We start from the raw sequence: 18,635 nt of genomic DNA on the forward strand, positions 1-18,635 counted from the left end.
GGCCGGAAACTCGGTTGCGGGGCGGTTTAGTGTTGATCAACGTGCTCGCGCCTTACCCGCAGCTGGTTCGCGCGGGCTACCGCCGTTACGCGAGCTACCGCCAGGCCACCCTCGCCGGGCTCGCGACCAACACCGTGTTCGGCCTGCTGCGTGCCGCCGTCCTCGGCGCCGTGCTGGCCGAGCGCGGCACGGTTGCGGGTTACGACATCGCCACCGCGATCACGTATGTCTGGCTCGGCCAGGGCCTGATCAGTGTCGTGATGCTGTGGGGTGACCAGGAGCTGGCTCGTCGGGTCCGCACCGGCGATGTCGTGGTCGACCTCGGGCGCCCGTGGGACCTGCAGGCTGCGATGCTCGCCACCGACCTCGGCCGGGCGGGCCACGCCGTGCTGCTGCGGCTGGTGCCGCCCGCCGCGTTCGGCGCACTGTTCTTCCCGTTCCGCTGGCCGGAGCGGCCCCAGACGTGGCTGCTGTTCGCCGTGTCGGTCGCGCTCGCCGTGGTGGTCAGCTTCGGCATCCGGTTCCTGCTCAATGCGAGCGCGTTCTGGCTCCTTGACGTTCGGGGCGTGCTCGGCGTGTGGGGAATCGTCGGCGGCGTGCTGAGCGGGTTGGTGGTGCCGCTCGCGTGGTTCCCCGCGTGGGCGCAGGCGATGCTCGTGTGGACGCCTTTCCCCGCGCTCTTCCAGACCCCGATCGACGTGTTCACCGAGCGCGGCGACGGCCTCGGCCTCCTGGCCACCCAGCTCGCGTGGGCCGCATTCCTGCTGCTGCTCGGGCGCCTGGTACTCACCCGCGGGGCGCGGAGGCTGGTGGTGCAGGGTGGATAGGCCAGGGAGCGTCTACCCGCGCATCATCGCCTCGCGCGTGCGCAGCCAGCTCGCGTACCCGGTCTCGTTCGCCCTCGACGTCGTCGCGCAGTTCGCGGGGCAGTGCATCGAGCTGGTCGTCATCCTCGTGGTGTTCACGCAGGTGTCCTCGCTCGGCGGGTTCTCTATGAGTGAGGTGCTGCTGATCTTCGGGATCGCCGGCACGGCGTTCGGGCTCGCCGACCTGTGCGTCGGCCAGATCGACGAGCTGCCGAACCACATCCGCACCGGCGAGCTCGACGTCATGCTGCTGCGCCCGCTCGGCACGCTCCCGCAGCTGCTCTCGGCGGACGTCTCGCTCAAGCGGGTCGGCCGCGTGGCGACCGGGCTGGTGGTGCTCGGCTGGTCGCTCGCCACCGTGGGGATCGACTGGACGCCGGAACGGGCGCTCCTCGCGGTCGTCGCCCCGATCGCCGGTGCGGTGATCCTCTCGGCGATCTGGGTCGCCGCCAACGCCGTCTCGTTCTGGCTGGTGGACGGGCGGGAGGTGGCGAACTCGGTCACCTACGGCTCGAGCCTCTCCACCTCGTACCCGATCACGATCTACGGGCCGTGGCTGCGTCGGGCCATGTGCTACGCGGTGCCCGCCGCGTTCGTCGCGTACTTCCCCGCACTCGCGCTGCTGGGCCGGCCCGACCCGCTCGGGCTCCCGGCGTTCCTGCAATGGACCTCGCCGCTCGTCGCGGCCGCCGCGGTGGCCGTGGCCGGGCTGGTCTGGCGCACCGGTGTCCGGCACTACCAGGGGACGGGGTCATGAGCCTGATCATCGAGACCGAGGCGCTGCGGCGCGAGTTCCTCGTCGGCGCCCGGCTGCACCGCCGCCGCGTCACGGCCGTCGAGGACGTGACGCTGGGCGTGGCGCGCGGCGAGGCCGTCGGCTTTCTCGGGCCGAACGGCGCCGGCAAGTCGACGACGATCAAGATGCTGACCGGTGTGCTCGTGCCGACGTCCGGGCGGGCGCAGGTGTGCGGCCTCGACCCGGTGCGCAGGCGCCGCGAGCTGGCCCGGCGCATCGGCGTCGTGTTCGGGCAGCGCAGCCAGCTGTGGTGGGACCTCCCTCTCGCCGAGAGCTTCGCCCTGCACGCCGCCATCCACCGCGTCCCGGCTGCGCAACATCGCGAGCGGCTGGCGGAGTGTGTCGAGCTGCTCGACATGGGCGCGTTCCTGGCCACCCCGGTGCGGCAGCTCTCGCTCGGCCAGCGGATGCGGGGGGAGGTCACCGCGGCGCTCCTGCACGCCCCGGAGCTGCTCGTGCTCGACGAGCCGACGATCGGGCTCGACCTCGCGAGCAAGGAGCGGCTGCGCTCGTTCCTCTCGGCCGTGAACGCGCGTGGAGACATGACGCTGCTGCTCACCACCCACGACCTGCCCGACGTCGAGAGGCTGTGCCGCCGGGTGGTGGTGATAGATCAGGGCCGCGTGCTCGTGGACGACGAATTGGCCGCTCTGCGGCGGAAGTTCGCAGGCAATCGCACGCTGGTCGTCGAGCTCACCGAGCCCGCGCCGCCGCTGCTCGGCCTCCCTGGCGTCGTCGACGTGACCGTGGAGGCCCAGGGGCTGCGCCAGCGCCTGGAGTTCACGGCAGGCGCGACCACCGCCGCGGAGCTGATCACCACGGTGGCACAGCGGGTGGAACTGCGGGACGTGACGGTGAACGAGCCGTCGATCGAGGACCTGGTGCGCACGCTCTACGCGCGCTGATCCGTTCCCTCCGACGCCGCGACCCCCGGCATCCGGCCGCCGCGGAACGCGTCGACGAACAGCGCGTGGTCGGCGCGGACCTGCGCCGCGTAGTCATGGGCGAACCCGACCACCCACGCCACGAACTCGTCCTCCCGGCCGGCGACGACGTGCATGATCGCCTCCTCGGTCTGGAACGGCACCAGGGAGTGGTCGGCGTCGGAGTCGGCCACGCAGTGCACCTTGGCGGTGGCCCGCCCGAGGTAGTCGACGACCGGCGCGATCTCGGCGGGCTCGGTGAGCTCCGACCAGTCCAGATCGGACTGGTAGGGAGACACCTCGCTGACGACGAAGCCGACGCCGTCGAGGTCGGTCCAGCCCACCAGCGGGTCGGCGTGCGCCTGCAGCGCCCGCTGCGACACGACCGTGCGGTGGCCGTGGTGGTGGAACGCCCCCGCGATCGCCGGGTCGGTCACCACCCGCGACGGCGCCGCCACGTTGCCCTGCTTCATCGACAGCACGACGTCGTTGTCCAGCGCCTGGTTGTAGCCCTCGATCAGCACGGTGTAGGCCGGGAGCCCGGCGCTTCCGATGCCGAATCCGGACCGCCCGGCCACGTCCTTCACCGAATACGCCACGCCGCGCAGCCGCTTCGACGGCGGAATCGTGTCGAGATACCGCTCGAACGCGTCGAGCACGGTCGAGCGCTCCCCGTCGTCGAGCCGGCGCAGGCCGGGCACCTCGCGCAGCATGCGGTCGAAGCCCTCGGCCTCGGTGACGGTGTCCAGCAGCCCGACGCGGGTGCGCAGCTTCGCCAGCTGCAGCACTTCGTGAACCACCCCGTCCGTGGTGGCGAGGCGCAGCGAGAAGCTCCGGTCGTCGACCTGGTCGACGAACCAGTGCACCTGGTCGAGGTATGCCCGCACGTACCGCTCGACGAGCATCGTGATGTCGGCGTCGGAGATCGCCTTCCGCCAGCCGAGCAGGGCAAGGCTCGCGGCGAACCGCGTGACGTCCCAGGTGAAATGCCCTACGTAGGCCTCGTCGAAGTCGTTGACGTCGAAGATCAGCACCCCGTCGCCGTCCATGTAGGTGCCGAAGTTCTCCGCGTGCAGGTCGCCCTGGATCCACACGCGGCTCGTCCGCTCGTCGGCCCACGGGTCCTCGCGATCGGCCACGTCCGCGTAGAACAGGCAGGCACTGCCGCGGTAGAACGCGAACGGGTCGGCGGCCATCTTGCGGAACTTCGTGCGGAAGGCCGCCGGGTCGGCCGCCATCAGGTCGGAGAAGGCATCCGCGAGCGTGGCGACGATCTGCTCGGAGCGGTCGGTCATGCCCCGATCATGCCGGTAAGTCGACGGGCGGCGCGCCGTTCGGGAGTGGCGCCCGCAGCGCGCGGAGGCGGAGGACGCCGCACTGAACTGCTCGAGCCAGTTGAAGCACCCACTCGGCTGCGCATGTCGCGGCGCTTGGTACCCGACACTTGGGCGGTGACAGGACCTGGTCGAGAACCGGAAAGGTCGACGCCGTTCGGTGAAGAGCGCGATCCCGCGCGGGTCGTCCTGTTCAGCGATGCGGTCATCGCCATCGCCGTCACTCTGCTCGTCCTGGAGATCCGCCCGCCGCCGGACAGCCGGAATCTACTCCAAGGCCTCGCCATGCTCTGGCGACGCGGCCCGTGATCGTCGGCTGCTCGCCGGCAGCATCGATTCCGCGGGTGCGAAAGCCGTCGGCCGGCGCTTCCAGCTCGCCCTCGTCTGGCTCGCCACCGGAACCCTGCTGGGCATCTTGGTTCCTCCGCTCGGCGTGGCGGTGATCGCCGCCTTCATCCCCTACTACTGGCTGCCGATCCGGGGCGAGATCGCCCGGATGAGGCGCCGGCGTGGCGTCGACGGTCAGGCGTGACACAGGCGCCCCGGCGCCCTGTCCCGGCCTGTTGATCGGTCTCTTCTACGTCATGTTCGCCGGCGGGGCGGTACGGCGCTGTAGCTTCGCCGTATGGTCGGTAATCCCCCGATCACGCCGGGAAGTCGACGGGAGCCGCGCCGTTTGGGAGCGGCACCCGCAGCGTTCGCAACTGCATGGCGAGCAGCGAGTAGTAGCCGACCAGCGTGGTCAGTTCGACCGCGCCTGCCTCGCCGAGCGCGCCGGTGATGGCGGCCCAGTTCTCGTCGTCCAGGTCGCCGGTCTCGAGAAGCTGGCCGACGGCCGCCGCCGCGGCCCGTTCGGCGCGGTCGGCCGGCTCGACCGGGCCGCCGGTACGCACCGCCGCCACCAGCTCGTCGGGCAAGCCCGCGGCCGCGGCGAGCGGGGCGTGCGCGTGCCACTCGTAGGCGCTGCGGTGGTGGGCGGCCACCAGCAGCGTGGCCAGCTCGCGGACCCGCTCAGGCAGCACACTCCGATATCTCAGCGCCGCGCCCACACCCTGCAGCGCAGCACCGGAACGCGGCGCCCTCAGCATCGCGTCGAAGGGGCCCTGCAGGCTGCCGTCAGGGTCGCGCTGCACCCGGCCCGGGGGATCGGACAGCGCGGCGAGCACCTCACGCTGCTCGGCGTCGAGCTCGTCGGGACGCAGCGGGCGCAGCCGCCGCTGCGTCATGATCCGCCGTTGAGCAGGCTCGCCGTGATCTGGACGGCCACGATCGACATCACCACGCCGAACCCGCCGTAGCAGAGCACGTCGATCGGGCGGCTGCGGATCGCGAGCAGCCCCACGCGGTCGGTGGGCAGCACCGCGCGCAGCACGGCGGCGACGATCATCGCCCCGCCGAGGAGCACCGCGCCCTCGCGCCAGTGCTGGGTGAGCACCCGGACCATCCCCGCCGCCGCGATGAGCAGCACCAGCGCGAGCGGTGCATGCAGCGGGAGCTTCGAGCGGAGTGGTGTTCCGGTCATACCCCGACACTCCGTTCGGTATCGATGGTCACGCCGGCAAGCTCCGTTCGGTATCGATGCTCACGCCGGCAAGCTCCGTTCGGCCGCTTCCACCACGTTCGTCAGCAGCATCCCGCGCGTCATCGGGCCGACGCCGCCGGGCATCGGCGCGAGCAGCCCGGCCACCTCGGCCACGTCCGGGGCGACGTCGCCGACCAGCCCGGCGTCGGTGCGCGTGACGCCCACGTCGAGCACCGCGGCCCCCGGCTTGACCATGTCGGCCGTGATCAGCCCCCGCACGCCCGCCGCGGCAACCACCACGTCGGCGCGTCGCACCTCGGCCGCGAGGTCGCGGGTGCCGGTGTGGCAGAGCGTCACGGTGGCGTTCTCGCTGCGCCGGGTGAGTAGCAGCCCGAGCGGCCTGCCCACCGTGACGCCACGGCCGACCACCGTGACGCGCGCCCCGTTGAGCTCCACGCCGTAGCGGCGGCACAGCTCGACGATCCCGCGCGGTGTGCACGGCAGCGGGCCCGGCTCGCCGAGGACGAGCCGGCCGAGGCTCACCGGCGCCAGCCCGTCGGCGTCCTTCGCGGGGTCGATCCGCTCCAGCGCGGCGCCGGCGTCGAGGCCCTTCGGCAAGGGGAGCTGCACGATGAAGCCGGTGCAGGCGGGATCGGCGTTGAGCTCGTCGATGGCGCGCTCCACCTCGGCCTGGGTGGCGTCGGCCGGCAGCTCCCGCTGGATGGAGGTGATCCCGACCTTCGCGCAGTCGCGGTGCTTCCCCCGCACATACGCGCGCGAGCCGGGGTCGTCGCCGACCAGCAGTGTTCCCAGACCCGGCGTCACACCGGCGGCCTGCAGCTTCTCGACCCGTCCCGTCAGCTCGCCGAGGATCTCCGTCAGCGTCGCCTTGCCGTCCATCACCGTCGCCGTCACACCCCCATCCTCGCAGTCGGCGCGAGTGGCGGGAGCAGTCGTGCGGGGAAAGGCTCAGGTGACACGCAGTCCGTTGGCCGCAGCGAACGCGATGGCCTGCTCGACGTCGATGGTGGCGCCGGTCAACCGGGCCTGCACGAGCCCGTCCGGGTCGATGCGGGCGCCGCGCAGGTCGGCGCCCTCCAGGCGGGTGTGCAGCAGGCGCGCCCCGGTGAGGTCGGCGCCCTGCAGGTCGGCCTCACGGAGGTCGGACTCGACGAGGTTGGCCTCACGCAGGCGCAGCCCGGACAGATCGGTCTTGCGGAGGTCGGCGCGGCCGAGCGCGACGAGCGTCAGGTCGCAGTCGGTGAGGGTGATCGGGCGGAGCCGGCAGTCCATGAGCGACGAGCCCAGCAGCGAACAGCCCCGGAACGCCGACCCCTGCAGCGTGGCCCGGTGGATCGTGCAGGTGCGGAACGCGGTGCCGCGATGCGTGGACTCGCCCAGGTCGGCGTCGGTGAAGTCGCACTCGGCGAACGAGCACGACTCGGTGACCAGCCCGCGCAGATCGGCCTCGGTGAACCGGCATCGGACGAACCGGCGCCTCCGCCACGGCTCCTCGCCCGCCCTGACGTCGGAGAGGTCCAGGTCGGTGTACTCGGCGTCGTCGTCCACGGCGGCGAGCCTTCCACCCGACCCCGACGGTCCTGCCGGGCCATCGCACCCGCCCATTCCTTGCACCGGTCGTTGCCGTTCTCGGTGCCCGCTCACCACAGGCTCTGCACACATATACGCACCGGGTGCCGCCGTGAGATGAACATCAGAGCGGTTCAGTCACGATCAAGTAGCTCTCCTGCTCATCTCACTGCCCCGCGGGCGAAAGGCTGGACGCGTATGTGTGTGCAGAGCCTGGTTGGGGTCCCGCCCCTGCGGTCGGCGTCTAGGGTCTCGCCGCCGACGACATATTGACTTTGTCTGACCTGGGTGTTCGTCGTTATCTCATTCGATGTCACCCAAGATCAGTCTCAACTCGTGTCATCAGGCCGAAGAGAGCAGTTGCCTGGCAGCGGGATTCGGCCGTTGCCCCAAGTGAGATCCGAAGGCCCTCCTCACCCCAAGATCGTCACAGCCGTGCCGCTGTTCTCAAGCGCGGTCACACGTCCCAGGTGACCGGGAGGCTCTTCACCCCGTAGATGTCCGCGGTCTCCGGGCGCAGGCCAACCTCTTCAGCCGGTACGGCCAGGCGCAGCGTGGGGAAGCGGTTGACCAGCGCGGGGAACGCGACCCGCATCTCGACGCGGGCCAGCTGCTGGCCCAGGCACTGGTGAATGCCGTGGCCGAAGGCCAGGTGCCCGCCGTCCTGCCTGCTGAGGTCGAGCACGTGGGGATCGGCGAAGCGCTCGGGGTCGCGGTTGGCGGTGTGGTACGACGCGATGACCGCCGTACCGGCCTTGATGGTCTGGCCGCCCAACTCGACGTCCTCCAGCGCCGTCCTCATGAACGTCTTGGCGACGGTCAGATACCGCAGCAGCTCCTCCACGGCCCGGTCGGCGAGCGCGGGGTCGGCGCGCAGCGCGGCCAGCTGCGCCGGGTTGCGCAGCAGCGCGAAGGTGCCCAGCGCCAGCATGTTCGCGGTGGTGTCGAGCCCGGCCGCCAGCAGGATCAGGCTCATCCCCCTCAGCTCCTCATCGGTCAGATCGCTGTCGGTGAGGTCGCTGAGCACGTCGTCGGTGGGGTTCGCCCGCTTGGCAGCCACCAGCTCCGCGAGGTAGGTCTGGGTCGCGGTGTAGGCCGCGATCATGTCCTCGTCGCTGGTCTCCCCGTTCATGAACGATTCGACGTTCTTCTGGAAGGAGCCTCGGTCCTGGTAGGGCACCCCGAGCAGCTCACAGATCATGATGGCGGGGATGGGCGTGGCGAATGCGGTCACCAGGTCCGTCGGCGGCCCGGCCTTCTCCATGGCGTCCAGGTGCTCGGCGGTGATCTGCTCGACGCGCTCGGTGAGCAGTCGCATCCGTCGTACGGTGAACTTGCCCACCAGCGGTTTCCGATAGCGGCTGTGCTGTGGCTCGTCCATGAGGAGGAACTCGCCGGGCGGCGCCGGAGGGACCTCGAAGCCGGAGTAGTCGATCAACGGGTGATGGAGCATGAGCTCCTTGCGGGAGCTGAACCGCGAGTCGGCCAGGACCGTCCGGACCAGGTCGTATCCGGTGATCAGCCAGCCCTGGTGCCCGTCGGGGAAGGGGTAGCGGCTGATCGGGCCGTGCTCGCGGGCCTGGATCAGCTCCTTGGGCGGATCGAAGGGGCAGCCGGGCTGACGCGCCGTCGGCATGGTCGTGACGGTGTGGACGGATTCACTCATCGCCATTCCTCATATCGTGGTAGTACGTGTTGCATTCAGAGTGGCTGCCTTATCGGCAGAAGGACGCTTGCCCAGGTGTATGGCGACAATTGACAAGGCGGACGCCAATTTCGATCCGGCCGTACTGGGCCTCGATCGCCACCGACCCCACCCCCGAGGGGGTCGGTGGCGTCGTGGTCCGCGGCATGGCTTTTCCTCAGGAACGTCGGATCGTGATGCCGCCGAACGAGGTGCGCGCGCGCACCTCGACGGTCTCGTCGGACGCCGAGGGGCCGGTGGTGTTGTCCAGTTGGTTGTGCACCTGCCCGAACTTGGTGTTCACGTCCAGCCGTGCGGCGGTGCCCTCGGCGATGCCGATCTCCAGGTCGCCCATCGCGGTCCCGAGCTCGACCGAGCCACGGGCCACCTCGCCGAGGCGAATGCTGCCGTTGGACGTCTTCGCCTCGACACCCGCGCCGGCCCGGTCGACGGAGATGTCGCCGTTCGCCGAGCGCACTCGCACGTCGCCGGTGGCCGCGGCGATCGTCGTGTCGCCGTTGGAGTTCTTGACGACCACGGAGCCCTCGACCTCGCCGATGCGGACCTTCCCGGAGCCGGTGTAGATCTCGGCGTTGCCCGCGACGCCGTCCGCGGTGACGTGACCGGCGGCGGTGTCCACACGCAACGGACCGGTCCGCTCGAGCCGGACGTGCCCGGCGGAGGTCTCGAACCTGCACTCCCCGAGCCGGCCCGTGCCGCTGAGGTCCCCCACCTGCACCTCACCGGACAGCTGCGAACCGCCGGGCAGGTCGATGGACACCTCCACAGACCTGGTCTTGCGGGAGAAGTCGAAACCGCGCGCTTTCGGCCCCTTGACCTGGAGCACCCCGTTCACATAGTCGACGCGGACCCGCTGGGCGGCCTGCACGTCCGACTCATCGGATTCGTCGCTCGGGCGCACGTCGACGGTGGTGTCGGTGCGGTCGCTCGCGGTGATCCGCACATTGCCGACGCCGAGCTCGAGCGTGACGGAAATCGGTTCGGGTGTCTCGAAATTGGGCATGGCTGTCCCCTCATCGTGGGCAGGTGACACGTCCCCGCAGGTCGGGGACGTGGTGTGGTGGAGCGCGGTGCGGCTAGCGCACCCAGCCGGTGAAGCGCTGCTGGGTCCGTTTGCCGCTGCCGCGCTGCTCGGGGCGCTGGTCGCGGTCGGAGCGCTGCAGCGCGGCCGAGGCCGCACGGACCAACCAGGCGTTCACCGAACGCCCCTCCCTGGCGGCGGCCTCCTCGACCGCGGCCTTGAGCTGCTCCGGGAGGCGCACGTTGATCCGCGAGCTCGGGCCGTCCTCGGCGATCAGTGCGCCGCCATCCGCCGTTGCCGGATCGTCCTCGGCCGCGTCCTCGACCGGCTCGGCGGGCGGCGCGGTCACGACGAAGTTCGGGTCGCGTCCGCGCAGGCGCAACTCCACCGAACCCGGGGCCAGGTCCCGGGTGATCTCGTCCGCGGCGGCAGACAACGCATCCAGCAACGTCATCCGGATCGCCGACTCCAGCGACCCGGTCAGGCGCTCGACCAACGCACGAGCCTCGTCGCCGCCGGCTTCGGCGAGGGTGGCGAACTCACGTCCGAGGTTGCTCACGTGCGGGGTCAAGTCCATGGCGTGACAATGGCACAGCCATGGCACCAATGCAAGCCATAGTGGCTCAGATCGGGTGCCACGTGACACCATCTGGCACGTCTTGGACGAAAAGCGCTGGTCAGGAGCGGCCGCGGCGGAAGACAGGCCGCGGCGGCTGGATCAGCGGAAGTCGCGGGACTTCACCGGCACGGCGAGGACAAGCCGCTGCAACCGGTCGGCCACCAGGTTGAGCACCCCCTCCGGGCTGCGCTCCAGCCGCCCGCGCACCAGCAGCGCCGTGCTGCCGATCGCCACCGTGCGATAGCGGGCCCACAGCCCCTCCGAGCAGGTGACGTTGAGCATGCCGCTCTCGTCCTCGAGGTTCACGAACGTGACGCCGCGGGCGGTGGCGGGCCGCTGCCGGTGCGTCACGAGGCCGCCGACCAGCACCCGGGGCATGACGTGCTCTGGATCGCCGGGCGGGACGTGCCTGGCGACCGCGTCCAGCCGGTCGATGCGGACGGCGCCGAGCGCGTCGAGCCGTTCGCGCAGGTGAGCCATGGGGTGGTTGTCCGGTGAGACGCCGGTGGCCCACACGTCGGCGGAGGTGATCTCGACGTCGGTGAGGCCGGGCAGGGCGGGCGCGTCCAGCCCCACCGCGGTGCCGGGCAGCTGCTCAGGGCGCACGGCGGCCACCACGCCCGCGGCCCACAGGGCGGAGCGGCGGTCCACGCCGAAGGAGCCGAACGCGCCCGCCGTCGCGAGCGCCTCGGCCTGCGGGACGGTGAGCCGCACCCGGCGGGCGAGGTCGGCGAGATCGCCGAAGCGGCCGCCGCGCTCACGCTCGGCCTCGATCTCCTCGGCCAGGTCGTGGCCGATGCCGCGCACCTCGGCCAGGCCGAGCCGGATCGCCTGACCACCGGTGCTCAGCGCGTCGGGCTGCAGCACGGCGTCCGCCGCGCCGAGGTTGACGTCGGGGCCGCGGGTGAGCACCCCGTGCCGCCGAGCGTCGGCGACCAGCGACTGCGGCGAGTAGAAGCCCATCGGCTGCGCGTTGAGCAGCGCCGCGCAGAACGCCGCCGGGTAGTAGAGCTTGAACCAGGCGCTGGAGTAGACGAGCGAGGCGAAGCTGATCGCGTGGCTCTCCGGGAACCCGAAGTTCGCGAACGCCACCATCTTCGCGAAGATCCCCTCGGCGACCTCGCCGGTGACGTCGTTGGCTGCCATGCCGACGAAGAACCGGTCGCGCAGCCGCTCCATCTTCTCCTCCGACCGCTTCGCGCCCATCGCGCGGCGCAGTTCGTCGGCGTCGGCGGCGGAGAACCCGGCGACGTCCACGGCGATCTGCATGAGCTGCTCCTGGAACAGCGGCACGCCGAGCGTCTTGTCCAACGCGTTCGACAGCAGGGGGTGGTCGTGCTTCCACTCGGCGCCATTGCGGCGGCGGATGTAAGGGTGCACCGAACCACCCTGGATGGGGCCGGGCCGGATGAGCGCCACCTCGACCACCAGGTCGTAGAACTTCTCCGGCCGCAGCCGGGGCAGCGTGGCCATCTGCGCCCGCGACTCCACCTGGAACACCCCGACGGAGTCGGCGCGCGCCAGCATCTCGTAGACCTTCGGGTCGTCCTGCCCGAGCTCGTGCAGCTCGATCTTGCGCCCGTGGTGCTCGGCGACCAGGTCGATCATCAGGTGCAGCGCGGTGAGCATGCCCAGCCCGAGCAGGTCGAACTTGACCAGCCCGGCGTAGGCGCAGTCGTCCTTGTCCCACTGGACGACCGTGCGGCCCGGCATCCGCGCCCACTCCACGGGCACCACCTCCGACACCGGCCGGTCGCAGATGACCATGCCCCCGGAGTGGATGCCGAGATGGCGGGGGAAGCCGAGCAGCTCGTTGGCCAGCCCGACGACCTGGTCGGGCATCCCGGCGGGCGCGGCGGCCGTCTCGCCGACCGGCCCGTACCAGCGCTCGATCTGCTTGCTCCACGCGTCCTGCTGGCCCGGGGAGAACCCGAGCGCCTTCGCCATGTCCCGCACCGCGGAACGCGGCCGGTAGGTGATCACGTTGGCCACCTGCGCCGCGCAGCCACGGCCGTAGGTTTCGTAGACGTACTGGATGGCCTCCTCGCGCCGGCCCGACTCGATGTCCAGGTCGATGTCCGGGTAGCCCTCGCGGGCCGGGGAGAGGAACCGCTCGAACAGGAGGCCGTGGCGCACGGCGTCGACGTTGGTGATGCCCAGCGCATAGCAGACCGCCGAGTTGGCCGCCGAGCCGCGGCCCTGGCAGAGGATGTCGGACTTGCGGCAGAACTCGACGATGTCGTGGACGATCAGGAAGTAGCCGGCGAAGTTCCGCATCCGGATGATCGCGAACTCGCGGTGGACCGTCTCGAGCGCCTCCCCGTACTCGGCGTGGCTGCCGTAGCGCTGCGCCATGCCCCGCATGACCAGCTCCCACAGCCAGCTCTCCTCGGTGTGGCCCGGGGGAGTGGGGAACGGCGGCAGCTCGGGCCGCACCAGGTCGATCGGGAACGCGCACGCCGCCCCGATCTCGGCGGCCATCGCCACCGCGCCCGGGTAGCGCGCGTCGAACCGGCCTGCCATCTCCGCCCCGGAACGCAGGTGGGCGGTGCCGGCGGGCGGGAGCCAGCCGTCCATCTCGTCGAGGCTGCGCCGGGCCCGCACCGCCGCCAGCGCCGTGGCCAGCGGGAACCGCGGCGCCGTGGCGTAGTGCGCCGCCGTGGACGCCACCGTGGGGAGGCCGGTGTCGCGGGCCAGCTCGGCGAGAGCGTCGTTCAGCTCGGTGTCGGTGGGCAGCCCCGCATAGGTGAGCTCGACGGCCACGTGGTCGGCCCCGAACCGCTCGACGAGCCTGCGCAGCTCCTTGCCCGCGGCGTCCCGCCCCCCGCTCCGCAGCGCCTGACGCACCGTGCCCTTGCGGCAGCCGGTGAGCACCAGGACCTGGCCTGCGGTGTCGGCGACGATCTCGTCGAAGTCGTAGACCGGGCGCCCCTTCTCCTGCCCGCGCAGCTGCGCGGCGCTGATGGTGCGGCACAGCGCGCGGTAGCCGTCGGGGTCGCGGGCGAGCAGCAGCAGGTGGCTCCCCTCCGGGTCGGCCACCCCGTTCTGCGCGGCGGTCAGCCCGACGGACAGCTCCGAGCCGAAGGCCGTGCGCACGCCCAGCTCGGCCGCCGCCTCGGCGAACCGCACCACCCCGTACATGCCGTCGTGGTCGGTGAGCGCGATCGCGTCCAGCCCCAGCCGCGCCGCCTCCTCCACCAGCTCTTCCGGGTGGCTCGCGCCGTCGAGGAAGCTGAAGTTGGAGTGGCAGTGCAGCTCCGCGTACGGGACGTGCGACTCGGGCCGCGGCAGCTGCGGCGGCGGCGTGTACGGCTCCCGCTTGCGCGACCACGCCGGGCTGTCCCCGCCGTCGGCATCCGGACCGCCGACGAGGCTCCCGCCGTCGTGCGGACGCCCGGAGAGCACCGCCTCCAGCTCGCTCCACGGCACGTCGGGGTTGTTCCAGCCCATGCCAGAATTCGAACACGTGTTCGATGATCGGCTCAACCACCCGCCAGGGGGAACCTCGTCACGCGACCGGCGACACCGGGTGTGCCAGGGTGGCTGACGTGATCGTGTGGGTGAACGGCGCGTTCGGCAGCGGCAAGACCACCCTCGTCGGCGAACTGCACCGGAGGCTGCCCGACGCCCTGGTCTTCGACCCGGAGCACATCGGGTACGTCCTGCGCGAGATCGTCGAGGCACCCACGGGCAACTTCCAGGACCTCCCGCTGTGGCGGCGGCAGGTCGCGGCCATGGCCGTCGGGCTGGTCGAGGAGTACCGGAGGCCGCTGCTCGTGCCGATGACGCTGGTGACCGCCGGCTACGCCGAGGAGATCTTCGAGACGGTGCGGCAGGCCGGGATCCCCGCCCGGCACTTCTACCTCGACGTCCCGGCCAACGAGCTGGCCCGCCGGATGGACACCCGCACCCTCCTGCCGGGCGACCCCGAGCGCGACGCGGCCGTCCGGGCCTGGTGCAAGGCGCAGATCGAGCTCTGCGCGCAAGCCAAGGAGCAGCTCCCACCCGACACGACCGTGCTCGACGGCCTGCAGCCGGTGGCCAGCCTGGCCACAGCCGTGCTGGCGGAGGTTAGCGACTGAGCGCCACCACGGCCGGGAGGTGCTCGGCGATCGTGCGCATGAGCGCCGCCTTCGGCTTCGCCCCGACGATCTGTGCGACGACCCCGCCCCGGACGTACAGGTTGAGGGTCGGCATCCCGAGCACGCCCGCTGCGACGGCGGTGGCCGGGTTCTCGTCGACGTCGAGCTGGGCGACGAGCAGCCGCCCCTCCTGCTCGGCAGCGATCTCCGCGAGCACCGGCTTGATCATCCGGCAGGGCGGGCACCAATCGGCCGTGAAGTCGAGCAGCACGGGCAGCTCGGCGCGCAGCACCAGCCGATCGAACGTGGCATCGGTGACGGTGGTGATCATGTGGTCTCCCTCGTGGTGATGGCGCACCGCGGAACGGGCGGGGTGCCGAGCTGGGCGGCGAGCTCGTCGCGGACCGCGTGCAACCGCCCGAGCCACGCGTCGACCTCGGCGATCTTGCGCCGCTGTATCTCCTGCGAGGCCAGGCAGCTCACGCCCGTCGGATGGCCCGCTCGCAGGCACTCGACGAACGGACGGGTCTCCTCCAACGCGAACCCGAGGTCCACCAGCGACCGGATCTCGGCGACGACCCGCAGGTCGTGGTCGTCGTACTCGCGGTAGCCGTTGGCCCGGCGGCGCGCCGGCAGCAGCCCCATGTCCTCGTAGTGGCGCAGCGTCCGGGTGCTCACCCCGGCCCGGCGGCCCAGCTCTCCGATCCGCACGGCTCCGACGCTAAACCTTGACGCCGACGGCAATGCCAACCGCAATTTACGCCCGCACCGGGCACACTGCCGGAATGAGGACGATCTGGGCGGTCCTGCTGGTGGCGGTGACGGCGCTGGGGTGCGGCACGACGACGGCCCCCGCTCCAGCGCCTCCACCCGAGACCGCGCCCACGCCCACGCCGCAGCCGGACCCCGGGCTCCCCGCCCGACTCGTCGCCGACGTCACCGGCGCCGGCGCGCTGGTGCACCTCATCGAGCTGCAGCGCATCGCCGAGGCCAACGGCGGCAACCGCGCTCTGGGCACACCGGGCTACGACGCGAGCGTCGAGTACGTCGCGGGGGTGCTGCGCGACGCCGGCTACGACGTGCAGACGCCCGGCTTCACCATCCGCCGGTTCTCGGCCCAGGAACAGCGGCTGACAGTCGACGGCGGCCCCGTCGACGTGACGGCGCTGGTCTATTCGCCCGCGACCCCGCAGGGCGGGGTGACCGGCCCGCTCACGGTGATGACCGGGCAGGGCTGCGTACCCACCGACGCGGCCGCGGTGACACCGGGATCGGTCGCGCTCGTCCGCCGCGGCACCTGCACCTTCGCCCAGAAGGTGGCGGGCGCCGTGGCGGCGGGCGCCGCAGCCGTCATCGTGATCAACACCGACGATGTGCCGCTCGCCGACGGAAGCCTCGGGGAGCAGACCACCGGCGCGGTGCCGACGGGTGGGGTGAGCCGCTCGGCTGGGGACGCCCTGGCCGGGCGCGCCGGCGCATCCGTGACCCTCACGCTCGCCACGACCGTGGAGGAGACCCAGAGCCGCAACGTGCTGGCCCAGACCCGCACCGGCGACCCCGGCGAGGTCGTGGTGGCAGGCGGCCACCTCGACTCCGTGCCGGAAGGTCCCGGCATCAACGACAACGGCTCCGGAACGGCCGCGCTGCTGGAGACCGCCGTGCGTCTCGGCGGCGCACCGCCCGTCACCAACGCAGTGCGGTTCGCCTTCTGGGGCGCCGAGGAGGTCGGCCTCGTCGGCTCCAGCCGGTACGTGCAGGGGCTCTCTGAGGAGGAGCGCGCCCGGATCGCGCTCTACCTCAACCTCGACATGGTGGCCTCCCCCAACACCTCCTACATGGTCTACGACGGCGACGACTCCGACCGCGAGGGTGCGGGCGCGGGGCCGCCCGGCTCCGCCGCAGTGGAACGTGCGCTCATCGAGGGCCTCGCAGGCGCCGGGGTGACGGCATCGAGCACGGACTTCACGGGCAGATCCGACTACGGCCCCTTCATCGCGGCCGGAATCCCCTCGGGCGGGCTGTTCACCGGGGCGGGAGAGCCGAAGACATCCGAGCAGGCGATGCTCCACGGCGGCACCGCGGGCCAGCCGTACGACGCCTGCTATCACCAGGCCTGCGACCGGGTCGAGGCGATCGACCACACGGCTCTCGACCGCAACAGCGACGCGGTGGCCGCGGCCGTGGCCCGGTTCGCGCTGTCGACGGAAGAGCTCGCGAACGGCTGAGCTCCCAAGCCGGACCGTCTAGCAGAATCGGCTGACTATCCGTCCCGCGGAACGGGAACGCCGAAGACTCCCGCCGGCAGCGAGGGCGTCGGCTGGGGTGGTGGATCACTTGACGAGCGGAGGCGCACGGTTCCCTCTGCAGGGAACACACCGCCGGATCGGCTGCACGAGTCGATGCCGGACAGCTCGCGCAGTCTTTGCACACGATCAAGGACGAACACCATGAGCACACACCGCACCATTGGCGTACTGGGCGCGGGACCGGTGGGACAGGCGGTCGCCGACAAGGCCATCCGCCACGGCCATGAGGTGCTCATCGGCAACAGCCGGGGCCCCAAGACTCTCGAAGCCCTTGTTGACAGGCTGGGGCCGCAGGCCCGCGCAGTAACGGCTGAGGAGGCGGCGGAGCCAGAGCTCGTTTTCCTCTCGGTGCCGTTCTTCGCCGCGCCGGAACTGACGGGCACCACCACCTGGGCCGGGAAGATCGTCGTCGACACGACGAATCAGTTCGCAGCGGCCAACCCCTACCGGGGCCGGTACGACGTCGGTGACCTCACGGGCAGCGAGTGGGTTGCCAGCCACCTTCCCGGCGCCCGGGTCGTGAAGGCTCTCAACACGCTGTACGGCCCGTTCATCGCCGCGGACCCCCGGCATGCCGAAGGACGGCTAGTGGCCTTCTATGCGGGCGACGACGCCGACGCGAAGGCAGCCGTGGCCGGCTTGCTGGACGAATTCGGGTTCGCCGCCCTGGACCTTGGCGGTCTGCGTGAGGGCGGGCGGCTGATGCAGCTGGACGGTGTACTCAGCGGAAAGCACCTGCTGCTGCAGGACGTCGGCTGACGCCCCGGCCAAGCCCCACACCAGCGCGCGGGAGGAGAATCATGAACCGTCGTGTCGCCTACACCCGTGGCGGGTTGCCCGCCGACGTCCTGACCGTCACCGAAGAGCCGGAGCCGGCAGCGCCCGAGCGCGGCCAAGTCCTCATCCGCACCACGGCCTTCCCGGTGCACCCTGGTGATCTCCAGGCCATCGAGGCCTACCCAGGGAAGGCGGCAACGCCGGTTCCGGCCGGCGTGGAGGCCACCGGCGTGGTGGAGGCGATCGGCCCGGGAACGCGCGTGGCGTCGGATGTCGAGGTCGGCGGCCGAGTAACGGTCTTCCCCCAGCCCGGGGCGTGGTCCCAGTGGATCGTGGCGGATGCCGACGTGGTCGTGGCCGTACCGGACGAGCTGCCGGACGAGGTCGCCGCGCAGATGCTGGTGAACCCGCTCACCACGGTGATGCTGCGCCGTGAGGCGGAGGAGCACCAGGCCTTCGGATACGACGGTTTTCTGGTGCAGACCGCCGCAGGCTCGTCGGTCGGGCGGCTGGTGACGGGCGTGTCCCAGTTCCACAACCTGGCGCTCGTCAACCTCGTCCGCAGCGAGCGCGGTGCCGCAGAGCTGCGCAAGCGGTTCCCGGACGTGCCGGTCGTGGCGACAGAGCATCCGGGCTGGGCCGACGAGGTCCGCAAGGCAGTCGGCGGCCGTCCGATAAGTGCGGCCTTCGACCCAATCGGCGGGAAGCTGGCGGAGAGCCTTCTGGACCTGTTGACGCCGGGCGGGAAGCTGGTCAGTTACGGGCTGATCGCCGAGGAGCCGATCTCGGTGCATACGTCGACGCTGCTGAACAAGGCGCTGACGCTGCGGGGCAAGCACATCGGCCGGTGGCTGTCCGAGGCCTCCGCCGAGAGGCGGGCATCCGACGTTGCCACCGCGAAGCAGATCGCGCTGGCGCTCCAGGACCAGTTCGACGTGGCCGCAACGTACGGCCTTGGCGAGCTGGTCAACGCCGTGGAGCACGCGGTACGGCCCGGCAAGGTCGGCACCGTCCTCGTCCGCCCCTAGTAGCCGCCGCTACCTGTGACGGCCACAGCGACGGTGGGCATGTCCGGAACTCCGGGCGTTTCGCCG

The 18,635-nt window shown here is 71.3% G+C and carries 19 protein-coding genes; 8 read left to right on the forward strand and 11 right to left on the reverse strand.

Going from position 1 to position 18,635, the window contains the following annotated elements; all coding sequences use genetic code 11:
* Positions 1–41 precede the first annotated feature (41 nt).
* The 3 genes from ABD143_RS01635 to ABD143_RS01645 are packed head-to-tail and all read left to right on the forward strand — an operon-like array spanning position 42 to position 2,567.
* Positions 42–827 carry an ABC transporter permease gene (locus ABD143_RS01635; RefSeq protein ID WP_343970081.1) on the forward strand — a complete coding sequence of 262 codons (786 nt, stop codon included), beginning with the start codon at positions 42–44 and terminating at the stop codon, positions 825–827.
* On the forward strand, positions 820–1,623 hold the full coding sequence (locus ABD143_RS01640) for an ABC transporter permease (RefSeq protein WP_343970084.1): 804 nt from the start codon (positions 820–822) through the stop codon (positions 1,621–1,623). The genes ABD143_RS01635 and ABD143_RS01640 overlap by 8 nt, the downstream gene beginning before the upstream one ends.
* Entirely contained in the window at positions 1,620–2,567 is a 948-nt protein-coding gene (locus ABD143_RS01645) for an ABC transporter ATP-binding protein (RefSeq protein WP_343970087.1), read from the forward strand. Before ABD143_RS01640 ends, ABD143_RS01645 begins: the two co-directional genes overlap by 4 nt.
* On the opposite strand, the gene ABD143_RS01650 is transcribed toward ABD143_RS01645, so the two are convergent.
* Positions 2,555–3,880, reverse strand: a complete 1,326-nt coding sequence (locus ABD143_RS01650; protein WP_343970090.1) for a DUF2252 domain-containing protein — start codon at positions 3,878–3,880, stop codon at positions 2,555–2,557. The genes ABD143_RS01645 and ABD143_RS01650 overlap by 13 nt on opposite strands.
* A 123-nt stretch (positions 3,881–4,003) precedes the next feature.
* Between ABD143_RS01650 and ABD143_RS38095 the strand changes: the two genes are divergently transcribed.
* A complete protein-coding gene (locus ABD143_RS38095) occupies positions 4,004–4,228 on the forward strand; it encodes a TMEM175 family protein (RefSeq protein WP_379659640.1) in 225 nt (74 codons plus the stop codon).
* Between the two features lie 335 nt (positions 4,229–4,563).
* Here ABD143_RS38095 and ABD143_RS01660 read toward each other — a convergent pair whose 3' ends face one another.
* The 8 genes from ABD143_RS01660 to ABD143_RS01695 form a co-directional block, all read right to left on the reverse strand.
* The gene (locus tag ABD143_RS01660; RefSeq protein ID WP_343970096.1) at positions 4,564–5,145 is read right to left on the reverse strand and encodes a carboxymuconolactone decarboxylase family protein; all 582 of its coding nucleotides are present in this window, start codon (positions 5,143–5,145) and stop codon (positions 4,564–4,566) included.
* Positions 5,142–5,441, reverse strand: a complete 300-nt coding sequence (locus tag ABD143_RS01665) for a DUF3017 domain-containing protein (RefSeq protein WP_343970099.1) — start codon at positions 5,439–5,441, stop codon at positions 5,142–5,144. Before ABD143_RS01665 ends, ABD143_RS01660 begins: the two co-directional genes overlap by 4 nt.
* Positions 5,442–5,501: 60 nt before the next feature.
* Complete coding sequence (locus ABD143_RS01670; protein WP_343970102.1) at positions 5,502–6,356, reverse strand: bifunctional methylenetetrahydrofolate dehydrogenase/methenyltetrahydrofolate cyclohydrolase; 855 nt, start codon at positions 6,354–6,356, stop codon at positions 5,502–5,504.
* A gap of 54 nt (positions 6,357–6,410) precedes the next feature.
* The gene (locus ABD143_RS01675; protein ID WP_343970105.1) at positions 6,411–7,010 is read right to left on the reverse strand and encodes a pentapeptide repeat-containing protein; all 600 of its coding nucleotides are present in this window, start codon (positions 7,008–7,010) and stop codon (positions 6,411–6,413) included.
* A 478-nt stretch (positions 7,011–7,488) separates the two neighbouring features.
* Positions 7,489–8,697, reverse strand: a complete 1,209-nt coding sequence (locus tag ABD143_RS01680; RefSeq protein ID WP_343970107.1) for a cytochrome P450 — start codon at positions 8,695–8,697, stop codon at positions 7,489–7,491.
* A 196-nt stretch (positions 8,698–8,893) separates the two neighbouring features.
* Positions 8,894–9,739: a DUF4097 family beta strand repeat-containing protein gene (locus tag ABD143_RS01685; RefSeq protein WP_343970110.1), complete on the reverse strand. Its 846-nt coding sequence runs from the start codon at positions 9,737–9,739 to the stop codon at positions 8,894–8,896.
* Positions 9,740–9,812: 73 nt separating this feature from the next.
* Positions 9,813–10,334 (reverse strand): YlcI/YnfO family protein, encoded by a 522-nt coding sequence (locus ABD143_RS01690; RefSeq protein WP_343970112.1) that lies wholly within the window; start codon positions 10,332–10,334, stop codon positions 9,813–9,815.
* 141 nt (positions 10,335–10,475) lie between these two features.
* Positions 10,476–13,826: an error-prone DNA polymerase gene (locus ABD143_RS01695; protein ID WP_343970115.1), complete on the reverse strand. Its 3,351-nt coding sequence runs from the start codon at positions 13,824–13,826 to the stop codon at positions 10,476–10,478.
* A gap of 89 nt (positions 13,827–13,915) precedes the next feature.
* Between ABD143_RS01695 and ABD143_RS01700 the strand changes: the two genes are divergently transcribed.
* Entirely contained in the window at positions 13,916–14,458 is a 543-nt protein-coding gene (locus tag ABD143_RS01700; RefSeq protein WP_343970118.1) for a P-loop nucleotide/nucleoside kinase family protein, read from the forward strand.
* Here the strand turns inward: ABD143_RS01700 and ABD143_RS01705 are convergent.
* Together ABD143_RS01705 and ABD143_RS01710 are read right to left on the reverse strand one after the other, a co-directional pair.
* A complete protein-coding gene (locus ABD143_RS01705) occupies positions 14,448–14,789 on the reverse strand; it encodes a thioredoxin family protein (RefSeq protein WP_343970120.1) in 342 nt (113 codons plus the stop codon). The genes ABD143_RS01700 and ABD143_RS01705 overlap by 11 nt on opposite strands.
* Positions 14,786–15,169: a MerR family transcriptional regulator gene (locus tag ABD143_RS01710; RefSeq protein WP_343970123.1), complete on the reverse strand. Its 384-nt coding sequence runs from the start codon at positions 15,167–15,169 to the stop codon at positions 14,786–14,788. Before ABD143_RS01710 ends, ABD143_RS01705 begins: the two co-directional genes overlap by 4 nt.
* A gap of 74 nt (positions 15,170–15,243) precedes the next feature.
* On the opposite strand from ABD143_RS01710, the gene ABD143_RS01715 reads away from it, so the two are divergent.
* The 3 genes from ABD143_RS01715 to ABD143_RS01725 all read left to right on the forward strand — a co-directional run bounded on the left by ABD143_RS01715 (position 15,244) and on the right by ABD143_RS01725 (position 18,569).
* Positions 15,244–16,683, forward strand: coding sequence for a M28 family peptidase (locus tag ABD143_RS01715; RefSeq protein ID WP_343970126.1), 1,440 nt, complete (start codon positions 15,244–15,246; stop codon positions 16,681–16,683).
* Between the two features lie 222 nt (positions 16,684–16,905).
* Positions 16,906–17,523: an NADPH-dependent F420 reductase gene (locus tag ABD143_RS01720; RefSeq protein WP_343970129.1), complete on the forward strand. Its 618-nt coding sequence runs from the start codon at positions 16,906–16,908 to the stop codon at positions 17,521–17,523.
* Between the two features lie 41 nt (positions 17,524–17,564).
* Positions 17,565–18,569, forward strand: coding sequence for a zinc-binding dehydrogenase (locus tag ABD143_RS01725; protein ID WP_343970132.1), 1,005 nt, complete (start codon positions 17,565–17,567; stop codon positions 18,567–18,569).
* Positions 18,570–18,635 lie beyond the last annotated feature (66 nt).

The organism is Pseudonocardia aurantiaca (assembly GCF_039526725.1).
Classification (GTDB): domain Bacteria; phylum Actinomycetota; class Actinomycetes; order Mycobacteriales; family Pseudonocardiaceae; genus Pseudonocardia; species Pseudonocardia aurantiaca.

Excerpts from the sequence above, each read along its gene's own strand:
- ABD143_RS01645 (WP_343970087.1), top strand. The coding sequence starts at position 1,620 with ATGAGCCTGATCATCGAGACCGAGGCGCTGCGGCGCGAGTTCCTCGTC.
- ABD143_RS01650 (WP_343970090.1), bottom strand. The coding sequence starts at position 3,880 with ATGACCGACCGCTCCGAGCAGATCGTCGCCACGCTCGCGGATGCCTTC.
- ABD143_RS38095 (WP_379659640.1), top strand. The coding sequence starts at position 4,004 with ATGTCGCGGCGCTTGGTACCCGACACTTGGGCGGTGACAGGACCTGGT.
- ABD143_RS01660 (WP_343970096.1), bottom strand. The coding sequence starts at position 5,145 with ATGACGCAGCGGCGGCTGCGCCCGCTGCGTCCCGACGAGCTCGACGCC.
- ABD143_RS01665 (WP_343970099.1), bottom strand. The coding sequence starts at position 5,441 with ATGACCGGAACACCACTCCGCTCGAAGCTCCCGCTGCATGCACCGCTC.
- ABD143_RS01680 (WP_343970107.1), bottom strand. The coding sequence starts at position 8,697 with ATGAGTGAATCCGTCCACACCGTCACGACCATGCCGACGGCGCGTCAG.
- ABD143_RS01685 (WP_343970110.1), bottom strand. The coding sequence starts at position 9,739 with ATGCCCAATTTCGAGACACCCGAACCGATTTCCGTCACGCTCGAGCTC.
- ABD143_RS01690 (WP_343970112.1), bottom strand. The coding sequence starts at position 10,334 with ATGGACTTGACCCCGCACGTGAGCAACCTCGGACGTGAGTTCGCCACC.
- ABD143_RS01695 (WP_343970115.1), bottom strand. The coding sequence starts at position 13,826 with ATGGGCTGGAACAACCCCGACGTGCCGTGGAGCGAGCTGGAGGCGGTG.
- ABD143_RS01705 (WP_343970120.1), bottom strand. The coding sequence starts at position 14,789 with ATGATCACCACCGTCACCGATGCCACGTTCGATCGGCTGGTGCTGCGC.
- ABD143_RS01715 (WP_343970126.1), top strand. The coding sequence starts at position 15,244 with ATGAGGACGATCTGGGCGGTCCTGCTGGTGGCGGTGACGGCGCTGGGG.
- ABD143_RS01720 (WP_343970129.1), top strand. The coding sequence starts at position 16,906 with ATGAGCACACACCGCACCATTGGCGTACTGGGCGCGGGACCGGTGGGA.
- ABD143_RS01725 (WP_343970132.1), top strand. The coding sequence starts at position 17,565 with ATGAACCGTCGTGTCGCCTACACCCGTGGCGGGTTGCCCGCCGACGTC.